Genomic DNA, 23,280 nt, shown 5'->3' with positions numbered 1-23,280 from the left:
AAGCGGACGAAACCGCGTGTTCATCTCTCGTCGTAGGGGCCGATGATGTCCCCTTCCACCGCAGCAGAACCCCTGCGCAACGGAAGGACTCTCATGACATTGCGCCGCGACGACCAGTACGTCCGCCCTCCTCAGGGCCAGCCCGCCGAGGCTGGGGACCCTGTGGAGTCCGCCACGCCGGCGCCAGCCGTCCGGCCGATGCCGGACGACTCGGCCCAGGACGCCTTGGCCCGGGACCCGAAGAACCCCTTCAACCGGTTCTCCGCGATTCCCGCCGAGCAGGGCCTGTACCGGCCCGACGCGGAGACCGACAACTGCGGCCTGGCGGTCATCTCCACCCTGCGCGGCACCCCCGGGCACGACATCGTGCAGCACGCCCTCGTGGCGCTGCGCAATCTCGAACACCGCGGCGGCGTCGGCGGGGATGACGGCACCGGAGACGGGGCCGGACTGCTGCTGCAGATCCCGGACGCCTTCTTCCGCGAGGTCGTCGACTTCGACCTGCCGGACGCCGGAAACTATGCCGCCGGCACGGCGTTCCTGCCGCAGGACGCGGCCGAGCGCCGCGAGTGCGTGGCCGGCATCCAGGAGCGCGCCGCCGAGGAGGGCCTCGTGGTCCTGGGCTGGCGCGACGTCCCGGTGGACACCGAGGTGCTCGGTGCCTCGGCTCGAGCGGTCATGCCCCACTTCTCCCAGCTATTCCTCGCCCTGGACCCCTCGGTGGGGGTCACGGCCGGCGACTCGCTGGATGCCCGCGTCTTCCGGGTCCGCAAGCGCACCCAGAACAAGTTCGGGGTCTACTTCCCCTCCCTGTCCACGCAGACGATCGTCTACAAGGGGATGCTGTCCACGGCCCAGCTCGAGCCGTTCTATCCCGACCTCTCGGACGAGCGCTTCGCCACCTCCCTGGCCGTGGTGCACTCCCGCTTCTCCACCAACACCTTCCCGTCCTGGCCGCTGGCCCAGCCGTTCCGGGCCATCGCCCACAACGGCGAGATCAACACGGTCAAGGGCAACCGGAACTGGATGCGCGCCCGCCAGTCCCAGCTGTCGTCCTCGGTGCTCGGCGAGGAACCGGAGAAGCTGTACCCGATCTGTACTCCGGGCGCCTCGGACTCCGCGAACTTCGACGAGGTCGCCGAGTTGCTGATGCTCGCCGGCCGGCCCCTGAGCCACGTGGTCATGATGATGATCCCGGAGGCGTGGGAGAACCACGAGTCCATGGACCCGGACCGCCGGGCGTTCTACGAGTACCACTCCATGCTGATGGAGCCGTGGGACGGCCCCGCCGCCGTGGCCTTCACCGACGGCCGCCAGGTCGGTGCCGTGCTGGACCGCAACGGCCTGCGCCCGGCCCGCTACTGGGTCACCGACGACGGACTCGTGGTGCTGGCCTCCGAGGTCGGCGTGCTGCCGCTCGAGCCCTCCCGGATCGTCCGCAAGGGCCGCGTGGCTCCCGGCCGGATGTTCCTCGTGGACACCGCCGAGGGTCGCATCATCGAGGACAACGAGGTCAAGGCAGAGGTGGCCTCGGCCAACCCGTGGCGTGAGTGGGTCCGCGAGAACCTCATCGACCTGGCCGACCTGCCCGAGCGCGAGCACGTCAACTACTCGTCCACCTCCGTGGCGCACCGCCAGCGCACCTTCGGCTACACCACCGAGGAGTTGCGGCTGCTGATCGGCCCCATGGCGGAGAAGGGTGCGGAGCCCCTGGGCGCCATGGGCACGGACACCCCCATCGCGGTGCTCTCGAAGCGGCCCCGGCTGCTGTTCGACTACTTCACCCAGTCCTTCGCGCAGGTCACCAACCCGCCGCTGGACTCCATCCGCGAGGAGCTGGTCACCTCCATGCGGACCTCGATCGGCCCGGACGGCAACCTGCTGTCCACCGACCGGGTGCGCACCAACCACGTGAACCTCGAGTTCCCGGTGATCGACAACGACCAGCTGGCCAAGATCGCCAACCTGCGGTCCGAGGCCGGTCAGCAGCCCGGCGGGAAGGTCGCCCTGAAGGTCCGTGGCCTGTACCGGGTCGACGGCGGCTCGGCCGGCCTGAGTGACCGGCTCACCGAGATCTGCGAGCAGGTCTCGGCCGCGGTGAACCGGGGTGTGCAGTACATCGTGCTCTCCGACCGCGACTCGAACGCGCAGTGGGCTCCCATCCCGTCCCTGCTGCTGCTCTCCGCCGTGCACCACCACCTGTTGTCCTCGGCCAACCGCACCCGCGCCTCGCTGCTCGTCGAGGCCGGGGACGTGCGCGAGGTCCACCACGTGGCCGTGCTGATCGGCTACGGCGCCTCCGCGGTGAACCCGTACCTGGCCATGGAGTCCGCCGAGGATTTGGTCCGCACCGGTGCCATCACCGGCGTGACCCGCGCAGAGGCCGTCGCGAACCTCATCAAGGCGCTCGGCAAGGGCGTGCAGAAGATCATGTCCAAGATGGGCATCTCCACCGTGGCCTCCTACTGCGGGGCCCAGACGTTCGAGGCCATCGGACTGTCACGGCCCCTCGTGGACCGGTACTTCGCCGGCACGCACACCCCTATGGGCGGGGTCGGACTGGGCGTCATCGCCGCCGAGAACGAGCAGCGCCACTGGGCGGCCTACCCGCCGGACGGCAACGACATCGATCCCTACCGGGAGCTGGAGACCGGCGGCGAGTACCAATGGCGCCGGGACGGGCCACCGCACCTGTTCAACCCGGAGACCGTGTTCCGGCTCCAGCACGCCACCCGGACCCGCCAGTACGGCATCTTCAAGGACTACACGCAGCGTGTGGACGAGCAGGCCCGGGACCTGATGACCCTGCGCGGGCTGCTGACCCTCAAGACCGGGGTGCGTCAGCCCGTCCCGCTGGACGAGGTCGAGTCCGTCTCCGAGATCGTCAAGCGCTTCTCCACGGGGGCCATGAGCTACGGCTCGATCTCCCGGGAGGCCCACGAGACCCTCGCGATCGCCATGAACCGGCTGGGCGGCAAGTCCAACACCGGTGAGGGCGGCGAGGACCCGGAGCGCCTGCTGGATCCGGAACGCCGTTCGGCGATCAAGCAGATCGCCTCCGGCCGCTTCGGCGTGACCAGTCTCTACCTGGCCACCGCGGACGACCTGCAGATCAAGATGGCGCAGGGGGCCAAGCCCGGCGAGGGCGGCCAGCTGATGGGCACCAAGGTGTACCCCTGGGTGGCCTCCACCCGGCACTCCACACCCGGCGTCTCCCTGGTCTCGCCGCCGCCGCACCATGACATCTACTCGATCGAGGACCTCGCCGAGCTGATCTACGACCTGAAGCGGTCCAACCCGGCGGCGCGCGTGCACGTCAAGCTCGTCTCGGAGTCCGGGGTGGGCACCGTGGCGGCCGGCGTGACCAAGGCCAAGGCCGACGTCGTGCTGATCTCCGGGCACGACGGCGGCACGGGCGCCTCGCCGCTGAACTCGCTCAAGCACGCGGGGGCCCCGTGGGAGCTGGGCCTCGCCGAGGCCCAGCAGACCCTGATGCTCAACGGCCTGCGGGACCGGGTGGTGGTCCAGGTGGACGGCCAGCTCAAGACCGGCCGGGACGTGGTCATCGCCGCGCTGCTCGGCGCCGAGGAGTTCGGCTTCGCCACCGCGCCCCTGGTGGTCTCCGGCTGCATCATGATGCGCGTCTGCCACCTGGACACCTGCCCGGTGGGCGTGGCCACCCAGAACCCCGAGCTGCGGTCCCGGTTCACCGGCCAGCCCGAGTTCGTGGTCACCTTCTTCGAGTTCATCGCCCAGGAGGTCCGTGAATACCTGGCCGAGCTCGGCTTCCGGTCCATCGAAGAGGCCATCGGCCACATCGACGTTCTGGACCGGGACACGACCCGGAACCACTGGAAGACCGAGGACCTGGACCTCAGCGGCATCCTGGCCGGCTACGATCCGGCCGATCCGGCCAAGGCCCGTCAGCTGTCCAACACCCACGGACAGAACCACGAGCTGGACCAGCACTTCGACAACGACCTCATCACCCTGGCCGAGCCCGCCATCGCGAAGGGCACCCCCGTCGAGGTCAGCAAGCGGATCGTCAACACGGACCGGGCCGCCGGCACCATGCTCGGCTACCACGTCACGAAGGCGCGGTTGCTGGACGAGCTGCCGGCCGACACCATCACCGTGAACCTCACGGGTGAGGCCGGTCAGTCCCTGGGCGCCTTCCTGCCGGCCGGGATCACGCTCCGGCTCCAGGGTGATGCCAACGACTACGTGGCCAAGGGTCTCTCCGGCGGACGCATCGTCGTGCGCCCGGACGCCTCGGCTGGATTCGCGGCCGAGGACAACGTGGTGGCGGGCAACGTCATCGCCTACGGTGCCACCTCCGGCGAGGTCTTCCTGCGCGGACGGGTGGGGGAGCGGTTCCTGGTCCGCAACTCCGGGGCCACCGCCGTCGTCGAGGGGATCGGTGACCACGGCTGCGAGTACATGACCGGGGGACGCGCACTCATCCTCGGCCGGACCGGTCGCAACTTCGGGGCCGGCATGTCCGGTGGCACCGCCTGGGTGCTGGACCTGGACGAGACCACGCTGAACCCCCTGGCGGTGGAGCAGCACGACCTGCTGCTCCTCGAGCCGCGCGCCGAGGACCGGGAGGCCATCATCGGCCTGTTGGAACTCCACCGAGCGGAGACTGGCTCGCCGGTGGCCGCCCATCTGCTCTCTGACCTGGAGGCAGATCCGGAGGCGGTGATGGCGCGGTTCACCACCGTGCTGCCGGCCACCTACGACGCCGTGCTGAAGACCCGTGCGGCCGTCATCGACGAAGGACTAGACCCGGACGGCGATGCCGCCTGGGGTCGGATTGTGGAGGCTACCCGTGGCTGATCCCCGTGGATTCCTGAACACCCGTGAACGGCAGGATCGGCCGTCCCGGCCGGTGCCCGTGCGCATCCTGGACTTCAAGGACGTCTACGTCCGCCAGGACGAGGCCATCATCCGGACCCAGGCCGGGCGCTGCATGGACTGCGGCGTGCCGTTCTGTCACCAGGGCTGCCCCCTCGGGAACCTCATCCCCGAGTGGAACGACCTGGTCCGCCGGGGCCGGTGGGAGGAGGCCGCCGCGCGGCTGCACGCCACCAACAACTTCCCCGAGGTCACCGGCCGGATCTGTCCGGCACCCTGCGAGTCGTCCTGCGTGCTGGGCATCAACCAGCCCGCCGTGACGATCAAGCAGACCGAGGTGGCCATCGCGGACGCCGCCTTCGACCACGACTGGCTGGACCCCGTCGTCCCGCAGCGGCTCAACGGCCACACCGTGGCCGTCGTCGGCTCCGGTCCCACCGGGCTGGCCGCCGCCCAGCAGCTGACGCGGGCCGGCTTCACCGTGGCCGTCTACGAACGTGACGGGAGGGTTGGCGGCCTGCTGCGGTACGGGATCCCGGACTTCAAGATGGAGAAGGACATCCTGGACCGCCGGATCGAGCAGATGGAGGCCGAGGGGACGCGTTTCCGTACCAACGTGGCCATCGGCACGGATATCACGTGGGCAGAGCTGCGATCGCGCTACGACGCCGTCATCATGGCCACCGGAGCGCCCGTGCCGCGTGACCTGCCCGTGCCGGGCCGGCAGCTGGACGGAGTGCATTTCGCCATGGACTACCTGGTCCAGTCCAATCGCGCCGTGAACGGTGAACTGGACGAGGCGGAGGCGGCGGCCCAGATCCGGGCCGACGGCAAGCACGTGGTGGTCCTCGGCGGCGGCGACACCGGCGCCGACTGCATCGGCACGGCCCATCGCCATGGGGCCGCGTCCGTGACGACCCTGGCCATCGGCAAGGAACTGCCCGCGGAACGTCCGGAGGACCAGCCGTGGCCGACCGTGCCGCGGGTCTACGAGGTGACCTCCGCGGACGCCGAGGGCGGCACGCGCGAATACCTGGCCTCCACGGTCGAATTCCTCGGCGAGGTGGACGCCGACGGCGTGGAGCGGGTCCGGGCCGTGCGCTTGGCCGAGACCGAGTACCTGCCGGACGGCCGTCGCGTGCCCAAGCCCGGCACCGAACGGGAGATCCCCGCGGACCTGGTGCTCCTGGCACTGGGGTTCACCGGGGTGGAGGACGCCGGACTGACCTCCGGAGAGGGCCACGCCGGCGTCGTACTCGAACGCGGACTGGTCAAGCGGGACCACCGCTATGAGACCGACACCCCGGGGGTCTTCGTGGCCGGCGACGCCGGGCGCGGTGCCTCGCTCGTGGTGTGGGCCATCGCCGAGGGGCGGGCCTGCGCGAAGGCCGTGGACGAGTCACTCGAGACCTGGACCCGGCTGCCGTCCCCGGTGGAGCCAACGGATCGTGCCATGTCGGTGTGAGGGCGTCTGCACGGCTGTTCACCTCAACGTCAGTTCGGCTCGTTAGGCTGGGACCATGAGACACGCGAAGATCGTCGCCACGTTCGGCCCGGCCAATGAGGGATACCAGAACACCAAGGACCTGATCGCCGCGGGGGTCGACGTCGCGCGCATGAACATGAGCCATGGCAGCTGGGACGTCCACGAGCAGACCTACGCGGACATCCGGAAGGCCGCCCGGGACCTGGACCGTCCCGTGGCGATCTTCGCCGACCTGCAGGGACCCAAGATCCGGCTCGGACGGTTCGCGGATGGACCGCACGAGCTGAGGGTGGGTGACCGGTTCACCATCACCACGCAGGAGGTCGAGGGCACCGCCGAACGCTGCGGCACCACCTTCAAGGGGCTGCCCGACGACGTCAAGGCCGGGGACGCCCTCCTGATCGACGACGGCAAGGTCGCCCTGCGTGCCGTGGAGGTGACCGGGACCGACGTCGTGACCGAGGTGGTGGTGCCGGGAACGGTGTCCAACAACAAGGGCATCAACCTGCCCGGCGTGGCCGTGAACGTCCCGGCCCTGTCCGAGAAGGACGAGGACGACCTGCGCTGGGCCCTGGACCTGGGCGTGGACATGATCGCCCTGTCCTTCGTCCGCTCCGCCGAGGACGTCCAGCGGGTGCACGAGATCATGGATGAGAAGGGCCGCCGGGTTCCGGTGATCGCCAAGATCGAGAAGCCCCAGGCTGTGGAGGCGCTGCACGGGATCGTGGACGCGTTCGACGCCATCATGGTGGCCCGCGGTGACCTCGGCGTGGAGCTGCCGCTCGAGGACGTGCCGCTGGTGCAGAAGAGGGCGATCGAGCTGGCCCGCCGCTGGGCCAAGCCCGTCATCGTGGCCACCCAGGTGCTGGAGTCCATGATCGACAACCCCCGGCCCACGCGGGCCGAGGCTTCCGACTGCGCCAACGCCGTGCTGGACGGGGCCGATGCCGTCATGCTCTCGGGGGAAACTTCGGTGGGCAAGTACCCCGTGGCCACCGTCGAGACGATGGCACGGATCATCGAGTCCACGGAGATCCACGGGCTGGACCGGATCCGCCCGCTGGGCTCCCGGCCGAAGACGCGCGGCGGGGCGATCACCCGGGCCGCCGTGGAGATCGCCGACCAGTTGGACGTCCGCTACCTGGCCGCCTTCACCCAGTCGGGCGACTCCGCCCGGAGGCTCTCCCGGTTGCGCCCCCGGCAGATGATCTACGCGTTCACGCACGTGGAGCACACGCACAACATCCTGTGCCTGTCCTGGGGTGTGCTGCCGAAGATGGTGCCCTTCGCGGACTCCACGGATGAGATGACGGCGCAGGTGGACCGTTCCCTGTTGAAGGAGGGCATCGCCGGCGTCAACGACCTGGTGGTCATCGCCGCCGGGTCCCCTCCCGGTCTGGTCGGCTCCACCAACATCGTCAAGGTGCACCGCATCGGCGACTTGGATGACTCCGGGGGGCTCGTGGAGGGCTACCCGCAGCCTCACGCCGAGCGGGTCGGGATGTGGCCGGCGCGTTCGCCCCTGTGATCGAGGCGTGATCCCGCCGGTGGCTGTGCGTGCCGGCGGGGTCAGCCCATCTGGTCGATGACCGTCTGGGCGACCTCGCGCATGCTCAGCCGCCGGTCCATCGAGCTCTTCTGGATCCACCGGAAGGCCTCCGGCTCGGTCAGGTTCAGGGTCGTCGTCAACAGAGACTTGGCGCGGTCGACGAGCTTGCGGGTGGCGAACTGCTCGGCGAGGTCGGAGACCTCCTCCTCGAGTGCCCGGAGCTCGTCGAAGCGGGCCACCGCCAGCTCGATCGCGGGCACGAGGTCGTTCTCGTTGAACGGCTTGACCACGTAGGCCATGGCCCCGGCCTCACGGGCCCGCTCCACCAGCTCCCGCTGGCTGAAGGCCGTCAGGAGCACCACGGGGGCGATCTTGGCCTGGGCGATGTGCTCGGCGGCGGTGATGCCGTCCATCACGGGCATCTTGACATCCATCAGGACCACGTCCGGCTCCAGCTCGGTGGCCAGTTCCAGGGCCTTCTGGCCGTTGTCCGCCTCGCCGACCACCTCATAGCCCTGCCCGGTGAGGATCTCCACGATGTCCACCCGGATGAGCGTCTCGTCCTCGGCGACGACGACGCGGAGCTGGTCGGCACCGGCACTGGTGCAGACCAGGCCGGTCGTCGGGTCCGTCTCGGGGCTCGGGTAGATCTCGGGGTTCTCGGACTTCTCGGTCGACATGCAGGCTCCTTGCGCTTGTTCCCCCGACAGCGTATCGGTGCCAGGTGGCGATGACGTGAGGTCGGACCGCGATGACGCGTTCACAGCGTGTATTCTTGTAGGGTTGTCATGCTCAAGATCCCCAGAGGAGACTCCAGGGGGACCGAGCAGACCATTCAAGCCCGAATGGCGGAATTGGCAGACGCGCCGCACTCAAAATGCGGTATCGAAAGATGTGTGGGTTCAAGTCCCACTTCGGGCACCAGTCTCATCCCGTCCCCGTCCGGCCGCGCCTCAGCGCCGGTTCGGATCCAGGATCATGTTCGTGATCTTGGCCGTGGACAGACGTTTCCCGTGCTCATCGGTCATGACGATCTCATGCGTGGTCAGCGTCCCGCCCAAGTGGATCGGCGTGCAGGTGCCGGTGACCAGGCCGCCCGTGGCACCGCGGTGGTGGGTGGCGCTGATCTCGATCCCCACTACCGGCTTCTCTCCTCGCGTGTGCAGCACGGCGCCGATCGATCCCAGGGTCTCGGCCAGGACCAGGTGGGCGCCACCGTGCAACAGTCCCGCGTTCTGCTCGTTGCCCGCCACCGGCATGGTGGCCACCATGCGCGCCACCGTCATCTCCTGGAAGATGATGCCCATCTTCGCCGCCAGCGGGCTGATCCCCAGTACGCCCAGCTGACCGTGGAGCTCCTCCGGGATACCGGAGTCGAACATCATCTGCCGGCGCTCCTCGGGGCTGAGCTCGGGGGTGACGCCCGGCACGAAGGCATGGGTGGCCAGCGCCGTAGCCGGCCCCGTGGCCGGTGACATGGCGGCGGGTGTGGCGGCTGGTGTGGCGGGCACGGTGGCCGGCGAGGCGGCGGGGGCTGCTGTCTGGGCATCGTTCATGACCATTAGGCTGGCACCCGTGACTGATTCGAGCAATCCCGTTCCTGATTCCGCCGTGCCCGCCGCGCCGCCGGCCGCCGACCAGCGCCTGCTGGTGATCGATGGCCACTCCATGGCCTTCCGGGCCTTCTACGCGTTGCCGGTGGACAACTTCGCCACGGACACCGGTCAGCACACCAATGCCGTCTACGGCTTCACCACCATGCTGCTGACCATGATCCGCCAGCAGAAGCCCACGCACGTGGCGGTGGCGTTCGACCTGGACACGCCCACGTTCCGCTCGGAGGAGTACACGGAGTACAAAGCGGGCCGCTCGAAGACGCCCGAGGAGTTTCACGGGCAGATCAACCTGATCGTCAAGGTCATGGAGGCCATGAACATCCCCACCGTCTCGGTGGACGGGTTCGAGGCGGATGACATCGTGGCGACCTTTGCCGCGCTGGCGGAGGCCGCCGGCTGGGACACCCGCGTGGTCTCGGGGGACCGGGACGCCTTCCAGCTCATCACGGACCGGACGACGGTGCTCTACCCGAAGAAGGGCGTCTCGGACATCCCGCCGATGGACGCCGCCGCCATCCTCGACAAGTACGGCGTGCCGCCGGAGCGCTACCCGGACCTCGCCGCCCTCGTTGGCGAGACCGCGGACAACCTGCCGGGCGTCCCCGGCGTCGGCCCGAAGACCGCCGCCAAGTGGATCAACCTCTATGGCACCGTCGAGGACGTACTCGAGCACGCCGACGAGATCAAGGGCAAGGCCGGTCAGTCGCTCCGGGACCATGCGGACGACGTCCGGCGCAACCGCCGCCTGAACCACCTGCTGCGGGACATGGAACTGCCCGTGGCCCTCGAGGCCACCGAGCTCACCCACCCGGACCACGAGCAGGTCGAGGAGCTCTTCGACGCGCTCCAGTTCAACACCGTCCGCCAGCGTCTCTTCGACACCCTGGCCGAGCGTCTCGGGGGCGAGCCGGAGGCCGCCCCGGCCGAGGCCACCCCGGAGTTCACGGTCCTCACCCCGGATGGCGCCGGTGCGGCCGCGCTGGAGTCCTTCCTCTCCGAGCATGCCGCCAACCTGATGGGTGTGCACGTGGTCCTGGACGGCCCGGCCATCTTGCCCAAGCGCAAGATCCCGGCCCCCGGCGATTACGGCGTCGCGATCGGCGCCGCCCTGGTGGCAGAGGTCGGCGGTGGTGCCTCCTCCGCAGGGGCAAACGCCGGCAAGGCCGCCGTCTATGTGGACCTCCGGCCCCCCTCCGGGAGCACCTCCGCCGAGGACGCCACGCCCGACGCCGGCCCCGGTCCGGTGCTCGCGGGCTACCTCGCGGAGGCGGGCCATCCGAAGGCGATCTACGACCTCAAAGCCGTCGCCAAGTCGCTCTCCGCGGCCGGGCACCGGACCGCACTGGGGACGGACGTGGTGCTGGCCGGCGTCGTGGACGATGTCCTGCTCTCCGCGTACCTGATCCAGCCGGACCGCCGCGGCTACGGCCTGGACGCCCTGGTGCAGACCTATCTGCAGTCCACCTTGGAGATGGAGGACGATCCGACCCAGGCCGGGGACCAGCTCGAACTGGACCTGGACAGTGCCGTCGACGCCGGGGCCTCCTCGGAGGAGGCCGTCCTCCAGGCCCGGGCGGCCGCCGCCGTCCGGGCGGGATGGATGGTGCGCCGGCTCTCCGAGGTCTTCTCCCCGGCCCTGATCGAGCGTGGCGCCCAGCAGTTGCTGCTGGACCTGGAGATCCCGCTGGCCGAGGTCATGGTGGACATGGAACTGGCCGGCATCGCCGTGGACCGGCCGGTCCTGGACGGGCTGTTCGCCGACTTCACCGAGCGCATGGAGGCGGCCCAGGAGTCGGCGTGGGCCTCGGTCTCCGAGGCGACCGGCGGGGAGAAGGTCAACCTCGGCTCCCCGAAGCAGCTGCAGGCCCTGCTGTTCGAGAAGCTGGACATGCCGAAGACCCGCAAGACCAAGACGGGCTACTCCACGGACGTCGACTCCCTCAACGACCTGCTGAACCAGACCCAGCACCCCTTCCTCGAGAACCTGATGCTGCACCGCGACGCCACGAAGCTGCGGCAGACGGTGGAGGGGCTACGGGACACCGTGGCGGAGGACGGGCGCATCCACACCACCTACTCGCAGACGGCCGCCGCCACCGGACGTCTGTCCAGCCTGCATCCGAACCTGCAGAACATCCCGGTGCGTACCGAGGCCGGCCGGAAGATCCGCGACGTCTTCGTGGTGGGGGAGGGCTACGGCACCCTACTGACCGCCGACTACTCGCAGATCGAGATGCGGATCATGGCGCACCTCTCCGAGGACGAGGCCCTGATCCAGGCCTTCCGGGACGGTGAGGACCTGCACCGGTTCGTCGGGGCGCAGGTGTTCGGCGTGGATCCGGCAGACGTCTCCGGTGAGATGCGGGCCAAGGTCAAGGCCATGAGCTACGGACTCGCTTACGGGCTGAGCTCCTTCGGGCTGTCCAAGCAGCTGCAGATCCCCGTGGACGAGGCACGGGGCCTGATGAAGGGCTACTTCGACCGCTTCGGTGCCGTGCGCGACTACCTGAAGGACGTGGTGGCGCAGGCCCGCCAGGACGGGTACACGGCCACGATCAAGGGCCGGCGCCGCTACCTTCCGGACCTCAACAGTGACAACCGCCAGTTGAGGGACATGGCCGAGCGGGCCGCCCTCAACGCCCCGATCCAGGGCTCCGCCGCGGATATCATCAAGCAGGCCATGCTGGACGTGCAGCTGGCCATCAACGAGCAGGGGCTGTGTTCCCGGATGCTGCTGCAGGTGCATGACGAGCTCATCCTCGAGGTCCCGGACGACGAGCTGGAGGCGGCCACCGCCCTGCTGGAGGACAAGATGGGCCATGCGGCGCAGCTCACGGTCCCCCTGGACGTAAACGTGGGCGTGGGGCGAAGCTGGCATGATGCGGCCCACTGAGGAGTTCACCGCCGGGATCCTGCCCGGGCTGGACCTGCACCGCTTCCGGTCCTCCGGCCGGCCCGCCGCGGAGGATCCCCGCGGCGCCCGCCTGATCGCCGCGGTGGAGCGGAACTTCTACGAGGCGGTCCCCACCGGGGCCGCGCTGGATCAGGTCTTGGCCCTGTACGGACAGGACCAGCGCACCTACGTGGGCGTCTATGAGGCCGGGGCGGAACCGGAGACCACGGAGCCGGTCGGCACCTTCGCCGCCTTCAGCAAGCAGCTCCAGACCGGGGGCGGCCGGGAGATCGAGGGCTTCCTCATCTCGGACGTGACCGTGCGCTCCACCCACCGCCGCCGGGGCATCCTGCGGGCCATGATGCGGGCCGAGCTGGACCGGGCCGCGGCGTCCGGGATCCCTGTGGCGGCGCTGAGTGCCTCTGAGGCCACGATCTACCGGCGGTTCGGGTTCGGGGTGGCCACCACCCGACGCTCGGTGGAGGTGGACACCGGCGGTGAGGCCGCCCTCGCCGGGCCGGTGTCCGGGTCGATGCGGACGGTCGAGCCGCAGGGCCTGCGGGATCTGGGGCCAGCCCTCTACGACCGGGCGCACCGCCAGAGTCCCGGCGCCGTGGGGCGGACCGCCGCCTACTCGGTGACCGAGACGGACACCTGGAGGTCCAAGAACGACGGCCAGGGCACCGGGGTGCTCGCGGCGGTGCACCACGACGACGGCGGCACGCCCCGCGGGTATGTCACCTACACGTTCACCGGCTGGGACCAGAAGGTCCCGACCGTCAAGATCGGCGTGCTCGTGGCGAGCACCGCGGCGAGCTTCCGGGCGATCTGGGACTACCTCGTCCACCTGGACCTCATCCGGAAGGTCGAGTGGGGCTTCGCCTCGGACGACCGTCTGCTGGAGAACCTGCTGGTGGATCCGCGCCGGGTCAAGACCACCGGGCAGGCGGACCAGCTGTGGCTGCGCATCCTCGACGTCGCGGCGTGCCTGACGGGACGGCCGTACCACCGGGACGGCGAGCTGGTCCTGGAGGTCACGGACGCCCTTGGCTACGCCGCCGGGCTCTGGCGACTGACCGTGGAGGGCGGCACGGCCGTCGTCGGGAGGCTGGACGAGGCGTCCGAGGATCCTGACCTCACCCTGGACGTCGCCGAACTCTCCAGTGTGTACCTGGGCGGGGTGTCCGCAGAGGTGCTGCGGCAGGCCGGGAGGGTCACTGAACACCGGCGCGGCGCAGCCGCGGAGCTGACGGCCCTGCTGGCTCAGGACCGGCCGGTCTTCTGCATGACGGGCTTCTGACGGACTGCCTTTGACCCAGACTTGCCAATGTCGTTAGACTGAACGAGCACTTTCTGTGCGCTACCAATATTCATATCAACCCACTATCCGGGTTGTCGCGTTCCCTTCGTGTGTCCGCGTCGCCCGGCCGAGTGAACAATCCACATCGGAGCCCCTACTACATGACCATTACCTCCACCGCCCCGCAGGTCGCCATCAATGACATTGGCACTGTTGAGGACTTCCTCGCCGCCGTTGACGCCACCATCAAGTACTTCAACGACGGCGATCTGGTCGAAGGCACCGTCGTCAAGGTCGACCGCGACGAAGTGCTGCTCGACATCGGTTACAAGACCGAAGGCGTCATCCCGTCCCGGGAACTTTCCATCAAGCATGACGTGGACCCGGACGAAGTTGTCGCCGTCGGCGACAGCGTGGAGGCCCTTGTCCTCACCAAGGAGGACAAGGAAGGCCGCCTGATCCTCTCCAAGAAGCGTGCTCAGTACGAGCGTGCCTGGGGCTCCATCGAGAAGATCAAGGAAGAGGACGGCGTCGTCACCGGCACCGTCATCGAGGTCGTCAAGGGCGGTCTCATCGTGGACATCGGCCTGCGCGGCTTCCTGCCCGCCTCCCTCGTCGAGATGCGCCGCGTCCGCGACCTGGCCCCGTACATCGGCCAGGAGCTGGAAGCCAAGATCATCGAGCTGGACAAGAACCGCAACAACGTGGTCCTGTCCCGCCGTGCGTGGCTCGAGCAGACCCAGTCCGAGGTCCGCTCCAACTTCCTGCACAAGCTGGAGAAGGGCCAGGTCCGCACCGGCACCGTCTCCTCGATCGTCAACTTCGGTGCCTTCGTGGACCTGGGCGGCGTCGACGGCCTGGTGCACGTCTCCGAGCTGTCCTGGAAGCACATCGACCACCCGTCCGAGGTGGTCGAGGTCGGCCAGGAAGTCACCGTCGAGGTGCTCGAGGTGGACATGGACCGCGAGCGTGTCTCCCTGTCCCTGAAGGCCACCCAGGAAGATCCCTGGCAGCTCTTCGCCCGCACCCACGCCCTCGGACAGGTCGTGCCGGGCAAGGTCACCAAGCTGGTTCCGTTCGGTGCGTTCGTGCGCGTCGAAGACGGCATCGAGGGCCTGGTGCACATCTCCGAGCTGGCCTCCCGCCACATCGACACCGCCGAGCAGGTCGTGTCCGTCAACGACGAGCTGTTCGTCAAGGTCATCGACATCGATCTCGAGCGTCGCCGCATCTCGCTGTCCCTCAAGCAGGCCAACGAGGGCGTCGATCCGGAGGGCACCGAGTTCGACCCGGCGCTCTACGGCATGGCTGCCGAGTACGACGATGAGGGCAACTACAAGTACCCCGAGGGCTTCGATCCCGAGACCAACGAATGGCTCGAGGGCTTCGAGACCCAGCGCGCCGCGTGGGAGCAGCAGTACGCTGACGCCCAGGCCCGCTGGGAGGCCCACAAGGAGCAGGTGGCCCGCCACCTCAACGAGGATGCCGAGGTCGCGGCCGACGTCGAGTCCGGCGCCGCCTCTTACTCCTCCGACGACAACAACCAGGTTGCCGATCAGGGCACCCTGGCCTCCGACGAGGCCCTCGCCGCCCTGCGCGAGAAGCTCACCGGCAACTGATCTGCTGATCAGTCACGGGTCGGCCAGAGGCTGACCCGCCGACCAGACAGGCCCCGCACCTTTCGGTGCGGGGCCTGTCTGCGTCTGGGCCCGTCCTCGAGCGTGGACCGCTCCGTCGAAGACTGACCGTCAGCGGATCAGCGGATCAGCCGGTGGGGCCTGGAGCGGATCAGCGGCGGGTGCTGACGGTCACCGTGAACGTCCGATCGCGGGCGAGCTGCCGGGTGGGTCCCACAAGACGCTCGAGCTCGGGCCGGTACAGCAGGTGTGAGTTCCACACGCACCACAGCTCGCCGCCGGGGCGCAGGACGCGTGCCGAGGCGGCCATCAGGCGCACCGCGACCCGGGTGTCCACCGTATTGCCGGCGTGGAACGGGGGATTGAGGACCAGGAGGTCCTCGCTGGCGTCGGGGAAGGTGGACAGGGCGTCGTCCCGGCGGACCTCGATCCGTTCCCGCACCCCGTTGAGTGAGGCCGTGAGCCGCGTGGACGCACACGCGTCCGCGGACTGGTCGGTGGCGATGACGCTCACACCGTCCAGCCCATCCCGCTGCGCAGCCAACCTCGCCAGCTTCGAGGCCAGGTACACCGCGATCGTGCCGTTGCCGCAGCCCACGTCCACCGCGCGATGGCGCCCGGCCCCCGTCTGGCTGTCCCGAGTCTGGCTGTCCCGCGAGAGCCCGCCCTGACGGAGGTCAGACTCCAGTGACCGGAGCAGGAAGGCCGTCCCCGGATCGAGGTTCGTCCCTCCGAAGGTGGCGCCGTGAGCGGCCAGGGTCACCGGGCCCAGGCCGGGCACCTGGTGTTCGGCGGTCCGGGGGAACGGGGCGGGGCGTCCGCGCCGTGGGCCACGCGCGGTGAGGACCCGGGACTTGGACCGGCCCCGGCCCGGCACCACCGAGTCGAAATACCGCTCGAGGACGGTGTTCTGGCGGGGGGTCATGTGCTTGTCCCGACCACCGGCCAGGAGCAGCACGTCCTCGTCTGCGTGGGCGGCGATCAGGTGTGCCCACTGCTCCAGGGCGTCCAGGGACCGAGGCAGTTGCAGCAGGACCAGGCGCGCACCGGCCACCAGGTCGGGGCCGATCCCGTGACGGCTCAGCGGGCCGGCGTCCTCCAGCGCACCGGAGTCCCGGAGCGTGGCCACATTGGCCTCGAGCGAGCGCTCCTGGGCCAGGGCGTCCTGGCCGATCCGGACGGGATGTCCCGCGCTCAGCAAGGGCAGGGTGAGGGCTCCGTGACGGTCCTCGAGAACGACGACCGGTGCGTCCGGGGAGAGGCTGTCGCCGTCCCGCGACGCGGCGTCCCACCAGGCCTGCGCCGTGTCCAGCAACAGCAGATCCGCGGCGTCATGGGCCTGGAGCTCGGGGGACTCCGGATAGGGCCACCGGGAGAGGGTGGTGAAGTCGAAACCCGTCGTCAGCGTGGTGCGGTGGACCGGCGGGGTCTGGCCGCGGGGGACGGGGTTCACGGCGGGGGAGTTCACGGCACGTCCACCCACTCGGTGCCGAGGGTGCGCCAGTCGCCCGTCCCGGCGGTGACGGACGCGAGCCGTTCGGTGAACGCCACGCTGGACCGGCCGTCGTCGGGCAGGGCCACCACCAGCGTGGCTGATCCGGAGCCGTAGCGCGTCTCCTGAACGTGGTACCCCGCAACCCGCAGGTCGTTCTCCCAGCGTCCGGCCTCGGAATGCGGGGCGTCGACGCCGGCCAGCACCGTGCGCTGCCGCGTCACCGTCACGGTCTGGTCCAGGGTGGCGGAGACGGCGTCCGAGTAGGCGCGGACCAGGCCTCCGGCACCGAGCTTCACCCCGCCGAAATAGCGGACGACGGCGACGCACACGTCGGACAGGTCCCTCGCCCCGGCGTCCTCGGGCCGTGACCGGGTCTCGCGCTGGGACAGGGCCTCCAGCATGGGCACCCCCGCCGTGCCGGCGGGCTCGCCGTCGTCCGAGGAGCGCATGGCGTCCCGGTCGGGGCCGAGGATGAATGCGCTGCACACGTGCCTGGCCTCGTGGTGCTGCTTCCGGAGGGCCGCGATGAACGTCCGGGCCTCTTCTTCAGTGGTGACGCGTCGGGCATGGCCGATGAAGCGGGAGCGCTTGATCTCCAGTTCGTGGACGACCGGGGTGCTGCTCGTGATCGACGGGAGCACCGCATAGCGTGATGCCCGGGACCCGGGTTGCTCCTCAGACATGCCGTCCACTCTACTGCTGAGTACCCATCCGGCCGTGATGAGGTAGTTTGTTGGCCAGCGTGAACCCGCCCCGGCACAACCGCCGGTGACGGCTCGATCGGAGGGGGACTCCACATGCTGACACGATGGCACAACCGACTCGGTCTGCGCACCGGCCCGGCCATCTTCTTCATCTCAGCGGCGATCATCACCGTCTTCACCCTGGCGATGGCGATCTTCCCGGGACCGGTCCAGGGCGCCTTCGGGGTGGTCTCCGCCTACCTGCGCTATGACGTCGGTTGGTTCTACACCCTCGGCACCACGCTGTTGGTGGTCTTCGCGGTCGGGCTGGCTGTGAGCCGGTTCGGCCGGGTCAAGCTCGGCGACGACGACTCGGAGCCGGAGTTCTCCGGACTGGCGTGGTTCGGCATGCTCTTCGCCGCCGGCATCGGCGCCACCCTGATGTTCTGGGGCGTGGCCGAGCCGATGAACCACTATGCCAACCCGCCGCTGTACGGTACTGAGCCGCTCTCGGACCAGGCGGCGACGCAGGCCCTGGCGATCTCCAACTTCCACTTCGGCATCCACATGTGGGCCCTGCTCGTGGTGCCTGGTCTGTGCTTCGGCTACTTCACCTACAAGCGCAAGCTGCCCCCACGTGTGTCCTCGGCCCTGCAGCCCCTGCTCGGGGACCGCATCCACGGACCGTGGGGCAAGCTCGTGGACATCCTCTCCGTGCTGTCCACCGTGTTCGGCCTGGCGGTCTCCGTGGGCCTGGGCGCCATGCAGATCAACAGTGGCATGAATTACGTCATGGGCGTGCCCATCAGCGGTTGGCTGCAGGCGGGCATCGTCGCCGTCATCACCGCCATCGCCCTGGCCTCGGCCCTGGCCGGCCTGGACAAGGGCATCAAGCGCCTGTCCTATCTGAACATCCTGCTGGCCATCGGGCTGCTGGTCTATGTGCTCATGTGGGGCGCCACCATGGACACCGTGCGGGGCATCGTCGAGTCGGCGGGCGCGTACCTGTCGAACCTGCCGATGCTCTCCTTCTTCAATGACAGCTTCGGCGGCGGCGAGTGGTCGGGCGACTGGACCGTCTTCTATTACGCCTGGACCGTGACGTGGTCGCCCTTCGTCGGGCTGTTCATCGCCCGGATCTCCCGCGGCCGCTCGATCCGGGCCTTCGTCACCGCCTGCCTCGGCCTGCCGACGGCTTTCGTGGTCATCTGGTTCGGCATCTACGGTCTGAGCGCCTTCGAGATCGACCGGGCTGAGGGGACAGCGGGGTCTCTGACGGAGACCATCGTCACGAACGGAAACGTGGAGGCGGCGCTCTTCCAGCTGCTGCAGTCCTACCCGTTGTACCTGGTCACCGCCGTCCTGGCCCTGATCGTCATCGTGATCTTCTTCGTGACGTCACTCGACTCCGGGGCCCTGGTCTTGGACTCCATGGCCTCCGGGCACGAGGACGTGGGCCCGAAACGCCAGCGCGTGTTCTGGGCCGTGTCCGTGGGCTTGGTCTGTGCCGTGATCCTGGTGACCTCGGGGGAGAACGGCCTGAACGCGCTCCAGGAGGTCATCATCGTCATCGGCGCCCCGGTGATGGCGCTGTCCCTGTTCCAGGCGTGGCTGCTGCTGCAGGCTCTGCGCGAGGATGCCGGCACCGCCCGGCCGCTGCGCACCCGGCAGTGGAAGCAGGTGCTGCCGATCGAGGAGTACCACCGCCGCGCCCATGAGGACGAGCACGACCTGGACGAGTACGTGATCCGGCCCGAGTATGAGGTGGGCACCGAACCCGAGTACGAGGCCCTCCAGCCGAACACCTTCCACCGGCAGCAGGCGCTGGAGAGCCGTGGGCTGTTGACGATCGGCTTGACCGGTGGCATCGCCTCCGGGAAGTCGATCGTGGCCCGTGACCTGGCCCGGTCGGGCGCCGTCGTCATCGACGCCGACGAGCTGGCCCGCGCGGCCGTGGCCCCGGGCTCCGACGCCCTGTCGGAGATCCGTGAGGTCTTCGGCCCGGAGGTGATCACCGAGAGCGGCGAACTCAACCGGCAAGCCCTGGCGCAGCTCGTCTTCGGGAACACGGTGGCGCGGGAGAGCCTCAACGACATCATCCACCCGAGGGTGCGGCAGGAAGTCCAGCGGATCGCCCGCGAGGCCGGCCCCGAGGCGGTGGTGGTCGTCGATCTTCCGCTGCTGGTGGAGACGGCGTCGGCGGGTGAGTTCGACGTGGTACTCACCGTGGAGACTCCCGCGGAGGCGCGGGTCAACCGGCTCGTGCACGAGCGCGGGATGTCCATGCAGGAGGCCTGGGCCCGAGTGGACTCCCAGGCGACGGACGCCGAGCGCCGGGAGGTCGCTGACCAGGTCATCGTCAACGACGCCAGCCTGAATGATCTGTCCGAGGCCACGCGGCGTTTCTGGGACGATCACGTGCAGCCCGTCCTCGACGAGCACCAGGCCACCACCGATGCGGACGCCACCCTTGACGGTGGTCCGCAGTGAACGATGGGAGCGATGTGAGCAATGTGGGCGGAACCGAAGCCCGACTGGTCAAGCCCCGGTTGCACATCGGCCTAACGGGCGGCATCGCCTCCGGCAAGTCCACCGTGGCCGCGGAGCTCGCCTCGCTCGGCGCCATCGTGGTGGACGCGGACGCTCTTTCCCGCGTGGTCGTGGAGCCCGGCAGCGAAGGCCTGGACCGCGTGCGTGAGGCCTTGGGCCCCTCGGCGATCGCGCCGGACGGCACCCTGGACCGCGCCGCCGTCGGGAAGCTGGTGTTCGCCGATCCGGAGGCCCGGGCGCTGCTGAACGGGATCGTCCACCCCCTGGTGCGGGCCGAGGGCCGGCGGCTGGTCACCGAGGCCGGCCCGGACGCCGTCGTGGTCCAGGATGTGCCGCTGCTGGTGGAGACCGGGCAGGCGGGCGCCTACGACCTCGTGCTGGTGGTGGAGGCGGACCCGGCGGAGCGGGTGTCACGCATGGTCCGGGACCGGGGGATGACCGAGGACGATGCTCAGGCCAGGATCGCCGCGCAGGCCACGGACGAGCAGCGCCGCGCCGCGGCGGACGTGCTCATCGTCAACGACGCCGGCCTGGAGGACCTGCGCCGCACGACGCGCCGGGTGTGGGACGAGTATGTGCTTCCGTTCAAACCGACCGGAGATTCAGGCCCGTCTCGGCGTGGAAGAGATACGCATCGTCGATGACCGGTTCGACGGCCAGGGTCTCACCGGGTTCCACCCGGTGCCCGCGGGGCAATCGCACGCAGACGCGGCCGCCCCGCACCGTGACTCCCTCGGTTGGACGCGCGGGCAGCCCGTAGGCGAACTGGTCAGCACCGAGGTCCTCCACGAGCGCCACGGTGATCTGGAGGGCGCCAGGGTGGGACTCCAGGCTGACCGTACGCCAGGCCTCCGGGCGCAGGCCGACGGTGAGGACAGGGCCTGCGTCCGAGGCACCGGCGGGCAGAGCGATTCGGTGCCCGGTGTCGCCGAGGTGGGCCGCGCCGTCGCGCACCGGGACGCCCTCCACGAGGGTGATGGCAGGGGTTCCGATGAACTCGGCCACGAAGGTGTTGCGGGGTTTTGAGTACAACTGCTGCGGGGTGCCGACCTGCTGCAAGAGGCCCGCGTTCAGCACGCAGACCCGGTCACCGAGGGTCATGGCCTCGGTCTGGTCATGGGTGACGAACACGGTGGTGGTGCCCAATCGTCGCTGTAGCTCTGCGATCTGCGCCCGGGTGGACACCCGCAACTGGGCATCCAGGTTGGACAGGGGCTCGTCCATGCAGAACACCTGTGGTTGGCGGACGATGGCCCGGCCCATGGCCACCCGCTGGCGCTGGCCCCCGGACATGGCCGCCGGCCTCCGTTCCATGAGGTCGTCGAGCTGGAGGATCCGGGAGGCCTCCTCCACGAGTTCCGTGATGCGTCCACGGGGCACCTTACGGTTCTGCAGCGCGAAGGCCATGTTCTGCCGTGCGGTCATGTTCGGGTAGAGGGCATAGGACTGGAAGACCATGGCCACATCCCGCTGGGAGGCCTTCTGTCCGGTGACGTCCCGGCCGTCCATCAGCAGCCGGCCGTCGTCAATGGGTTCGAGGCCGGCGAGCATGCGCAGGGTGGTCGACTTCCCACATCCGGAGGGTCCCACGAGCACCAGGAATTCACCGTCGTGGATCTCCAGGTCCAGGCCGACCACCGAGGGGTGGGGGTTGCCCGGGTACTGGCGGGTGAGGTTCTCGAACGTGATGCTGGCCATCTGAAGGGGCTCCTGGAGAGGGGGTCGGGGGGGCACGGCCGGTCCCATCCCCGCGCAGGGGACGGGACCGGCGGCTCGGGCTGGCGCTGCCGGCGGCTGCCGGGTGCGCCTGTCTACTGCTGGTCGAGCTTGGGCTTGATGTCCCGGTCGATGATCTCCTGGGTCTCCTCCTCGAGGCGTGTGAAGACCTCGGTGACGTCAGCGCCGCCGGTGGTGATCTCGTCCAGGGCGCCACCGATCCGGGCCCCGCCGCCCTGCACGAGGACGCGGGCGGCATCCTGCGGCTGGGTGTTCTCGTTGAGCTGTTCGATGGCCGTCATCGCGTTCGGGTTCTCCTCCAGGAAGGCCACCTCATCCGGGTGCTCCAGGGCGGACTTGCGCACGGGCATGTACCCGGTGGCCTGGCTGAACTTCACGGTGTTGTCGGTGTTGGTGAGGAAGTCGATGAATCGCACGGCGTTGGCCTGGCGCTCCTCGGAGATCCCGGACGGGATCGCGAGACCCGCACCACCGGTGGCGGCACCCGGCGTGGGACCCGGCAGGTAGACCGTGGTGAAGTCCATGGCCGCTGTCTCCTCGAGGCCCCCGAGGGAGCCGGTGGACTCAAGCAGGGCCCCGGCGGAGCCGACGCCGAAGGTGTTCACGGCGTCGTTGCTGATCTCGATGTAGCCCTCCTGGACCATTTCCTGGAGGAACTCGCCGGCCTCGATCGACTCGGGCTGGGTGAAGGTGGCGGTCCAGTCCTCGGAGTAGGCCCCGCCGAAGGTCCAGATCATCCCCTGGAAGTACCAGTCGAGGTAGTTCGAACCGTCCGGGATCACGAGCACCGGATCATCGCCGGTGACCTCCTTCAGGGCCGGGGCGGCTTCGGCGAAGTCCTGCCAGGTCTCGAAGCCCTCCGCCGGCAGCCCGGCCTCCTCGAAGATCTGGTCATTGACGTACATCAGGTTGGTGGAGCGGGCGTAGGGCATGGCCCAGTGCTCATCGTTGAACTCGTAGTCGTCGCGCAGGGTGTCCACCAAGTCGTCGGACTCCACGTCCTGGGACTCCCAGAGCGGACCCATCTCGGCGAAGTTGTCGTTCATCGCGAAGTTGAACCAGTTCACGTCCGAGGCCACCACCACGTCCGGGAGGTCGCCGCCGGCCAGGGATGCGTTGAATTTCTGGGCCACCTCCTCGTAGTTCGCTCCGGCGTCCACGAGTTCCACCGGGGTGTCCGGGTTCTCCTCGTTCCATTCCGCGATGATCTCCTCCTCGATGTCCTTGGAGGAGCCTGGGTGGTTGGACCAGAAGACGATCTTCTCGGCGGAGCCGGTGTCCGCGGCCTCGGAGGTCGGGGCGCCGCCGGTGCCGGCACACGCGGTCAGGGCGAGGGCGGCGATGCTCAAGGTGGCCGCGCCGGTCATGAGGCGTCGGGCGGAGAGACGGGTCATCATGGGGATCCTTTGTTGGTGTTGGTGTTGGTATTGGTGATGAGTGATGTCACTGATGTAGGGACGGGAGATAAGGGGATGGA

At 69.2% G+C, this 23,280-nt stretch carries 14 protein-coding genes and 1 tRNA gene; 9 read left to right on the top strand and 6 right to left on the bottom strand.

Annotation, left to right across the window (positions count from 1 at the left end; translation table 11 throughout):
• Nucleotides 1-198 precede the first annotated feature (198 nt).
• The 3 genes from gltB to pyk are packed head-to-tail and all read left to right on the top strand — an operon-like array spanning nucleotide 199 to nucleotide 7,871.
• Nucleotides 199-4,839 carry a glutamate synthase large subunit gene (gene gltB, locus AB0333_RS04470; protein WP_366217581.1) on the top strand — a complete coding sequence of 1,547 codons (4,641 nt, stop codon included), beginning with the start codon at nucleotides 199-201 and terminating at the stop codon, nucleotides 4,837-4,839.
• A complete protein-coding gene (locus tag AB0333_RS04465) occupies nucleotides 4,832-6,322 on the top strand; it encodes a glutamate synthase subunit beta (RefSeq protein ID WP_366217514.1) in 1,491 nt (496 codons plus the stop codon). The genes gltB and AB0333_RS04465 overlap by 8 nt, the downstream gene beginning before the upstream one ends.
• Nucleotides 6,323-6,377: 55 nt before the next feature.
• The gene (pyk, locus tag AB0333_RS04460) at nucleotides 6,378-7,871 is read left to right on the top strand and encodes a pyruvate kinase (RefSeq protein ID WP_366217513.1); all 1,494 of its coding nucleotides are present in this window, start codon (nucleotides 6,378-6,380) and stop codon (nucleotides 7,869-7,871) included.
• Between the two features lie 41 nt (nucleotides 7,872-7,912).
• On the opposite strand, the gene AB0333_RS04455 is transcribed toward pyk, so the two are convergent.
• Nucleotides 7,913-8,572 (bottom strand): response regulator, encoded by a 660-nt coding sequence (locus AB0333_RS04455; protein WP_366217512.1) that lies wholly within the window; start codon nucleotides 8,570-8,572, stop codon nucleotides 7,913-7,915.
• Nucleotides 8,573-8,731: 159 nt separating this feature from the next.
• Between AB0333_RS04455 and AB0333_RS04450 the strand changes: the two genes are divergently transcribed.
• Nucleotides 8,732-8,816: transfer RNA gene (locus AB0333_RS04450), tRNA-Leu, on the top strand.
• A 29-nt stretch (nucleotides 8,817-8,845) separates the two neighbouring features.
• Here the strand turns inward: AB0333_RS04450 and AB0333_RS04445 are convergent.
• On the bottom strand, nucleotides 8,846-9,454 hold the full coding sequence (locus tag AB0333_RS04445; RefSeq protein WP_366217511.1) for a hotdog fold thioesterase: 609 nt from the start codon (nucleotides 9,452-9,454) through the stop codon (nucleotides 8,846-8,848).
• On the opposite strand from AB0333_RS04445, the gene polA reads away from it, so the two are divergent.
• The 3 genes from polA (at nucleotide 9,447) to rpsA (ending at nucleotide 15,320) form a co-directional block, all read left to right on the top strand.
• Entirely contained in the window at nucleotides 9,447-12,401 is a 2,955-nt protein-coding gene (gene polA / locus AB0333_RS04440) for a DNA polymerase I (RefSeq protein WP_366217510.1), read from the top strand. The two genes, AB0333_RS04445 and polA, sit on opposite strands and share 8 nt — an antisense overlap.
• On the top strand, nucleotides 12,385-13,701 hold the full coding sequence (locus AB0333_RS04435; protein WP_366217509.1) for a GNAT family N-acetyltransferase: 1,317 nt from the start codon (nucleotides 12,385-12,387) through the stop codon (nucleotides 13,699-13,701). Before polA ends, AB0333_RS04435 begins: the two co-directional genes overlap by 17 nt.
• Nucleotides 13,702-13,862: 161 nt before the next feature.
• The gene (rpsA, locus tag AB0333_RS04430; RefSeq protein WP_366217508.1) at nucleotides 13,863-15,320 is read left to right on the top strand and encodes a 30S ribosomal protein S1; all 1,458 of its coding nucleotides are present in this window, start codon (nucleotides 13,863-13,865) and stop codon (nucleotides 15,318-15,320) included.
• Nucleotides 15,321-15,489: 169 nt separating this feature from the next.
• On the opposite strand, the gene AB0333_RS04425 is transcribed toward rpsA, so the two are convergent.
• Both AB0333_RS04425 and AB0333_RS04420 read right to left on the bottom strand, forming a co-directional pair.
• Complete coding sequence (locus AB0333_RS04425; protein ID WP_366217507.1) at nucleotides 15,490-16,806, bottom strand: methyltransferase; 1,317 nt, start codon at nucleotides 16,804-16,806, stop codon at nucleotides 15,490-15,492.
• Nucleotides 16,803-17,516, bottom strand: a complete 714-nt coding sequence (locus tag AB0333_RS04420; protein ID WP_366217506.1) for a YigZ family protein — start codon at nucleotides 17,514-17,516, stop codon at nucleotides 16,803-16,805. Before AB0333_RS04420 ends, AB0333_RS04425 begins: the two co-directional genes overlap by 4 nt.
• A 114-nt stretch (nucleotides 17,517-17,630) precedes the next feature.
• Here AB0333_RS04420 and coaE (AB0333_RS04415) point away from each other — a divergent pair, with 114 nt between their 5' ends.
• On the top strand, nucleotides 17,631-20,006 hold the full coding sequence (coaE, locus tag AB0333_RS04415) for a dephospho-CoA kinase (RefSeq protein ID WP_366217505.1): 2,376 nt from the start codon (nucleotides 17,631-17,633) through the stop codon (nucleotides 20,004-20,006).
• Nucleotides 20,007-20,020: 14 nt separating this feature from the next.
• Nucleotides 20,021-20,710, top strand: coding sequence for a dephospho-CoA kinase (coaE, locus tag AB0333_RS04410; protein ID WP_366217504.1), 690 nt, complete (start codon nucleotides 20,021-20,023; stop codon nucleotides 20,708-20,710).
• On the opposite strand, the gene AB0333_RS04405 is transcribed toward coaE (AB0333_RS04410), so the two are convergent.
• Together AB0333_RS04405 and AB0333_RS04400 are read right to left on the bottom strand one after the other, a co-directional pair.
• Nucleotides 20,652-21,764: an ATP-binding cassette domain-containing protein gene (locus AB0333_RS04405; protein ID WP_366217503.1), complete on the bottom strand. Its 1,113-nt coding sequence runs from the start codon at nucleotides 21,762-21,764 to the stop codon at nucleotides 20,652-20,654. The genes coaE (AB0333_RS04410) and AB0333_RS04405 overlap by 59 nt on opposite strands.
• A 113-nt stretch (nucleotides 21,765-21,877) precedes the next feature.
• Complete coding sequence (locus AB0333_RS04400) at nucleotides 21,878-23,200, bottom strand: ABC transporter substrate-binding protein (RefSeq protein ID WP_366217502.1); 1,323 nt, start codon at nucleotides 23,198-23,200, stop codon at nucleotides 21,878-21,880.
• Nucleotides 23,201-23,280: the final 80 nt, after the last annotated feature.

The sequence above is a fragment of the Citricoccus sp. NPDC079358 genome (assembly GCF_040702545.1).
Taxonomy (GTDB): Bacteria; Actinomycetota; Actinomycetes; order Actinomycetales; family Micrococcaceae; genus Citricoccus.
This window is presented reverse-complemented; position numbering and strand designations above follow the sequence as displayed.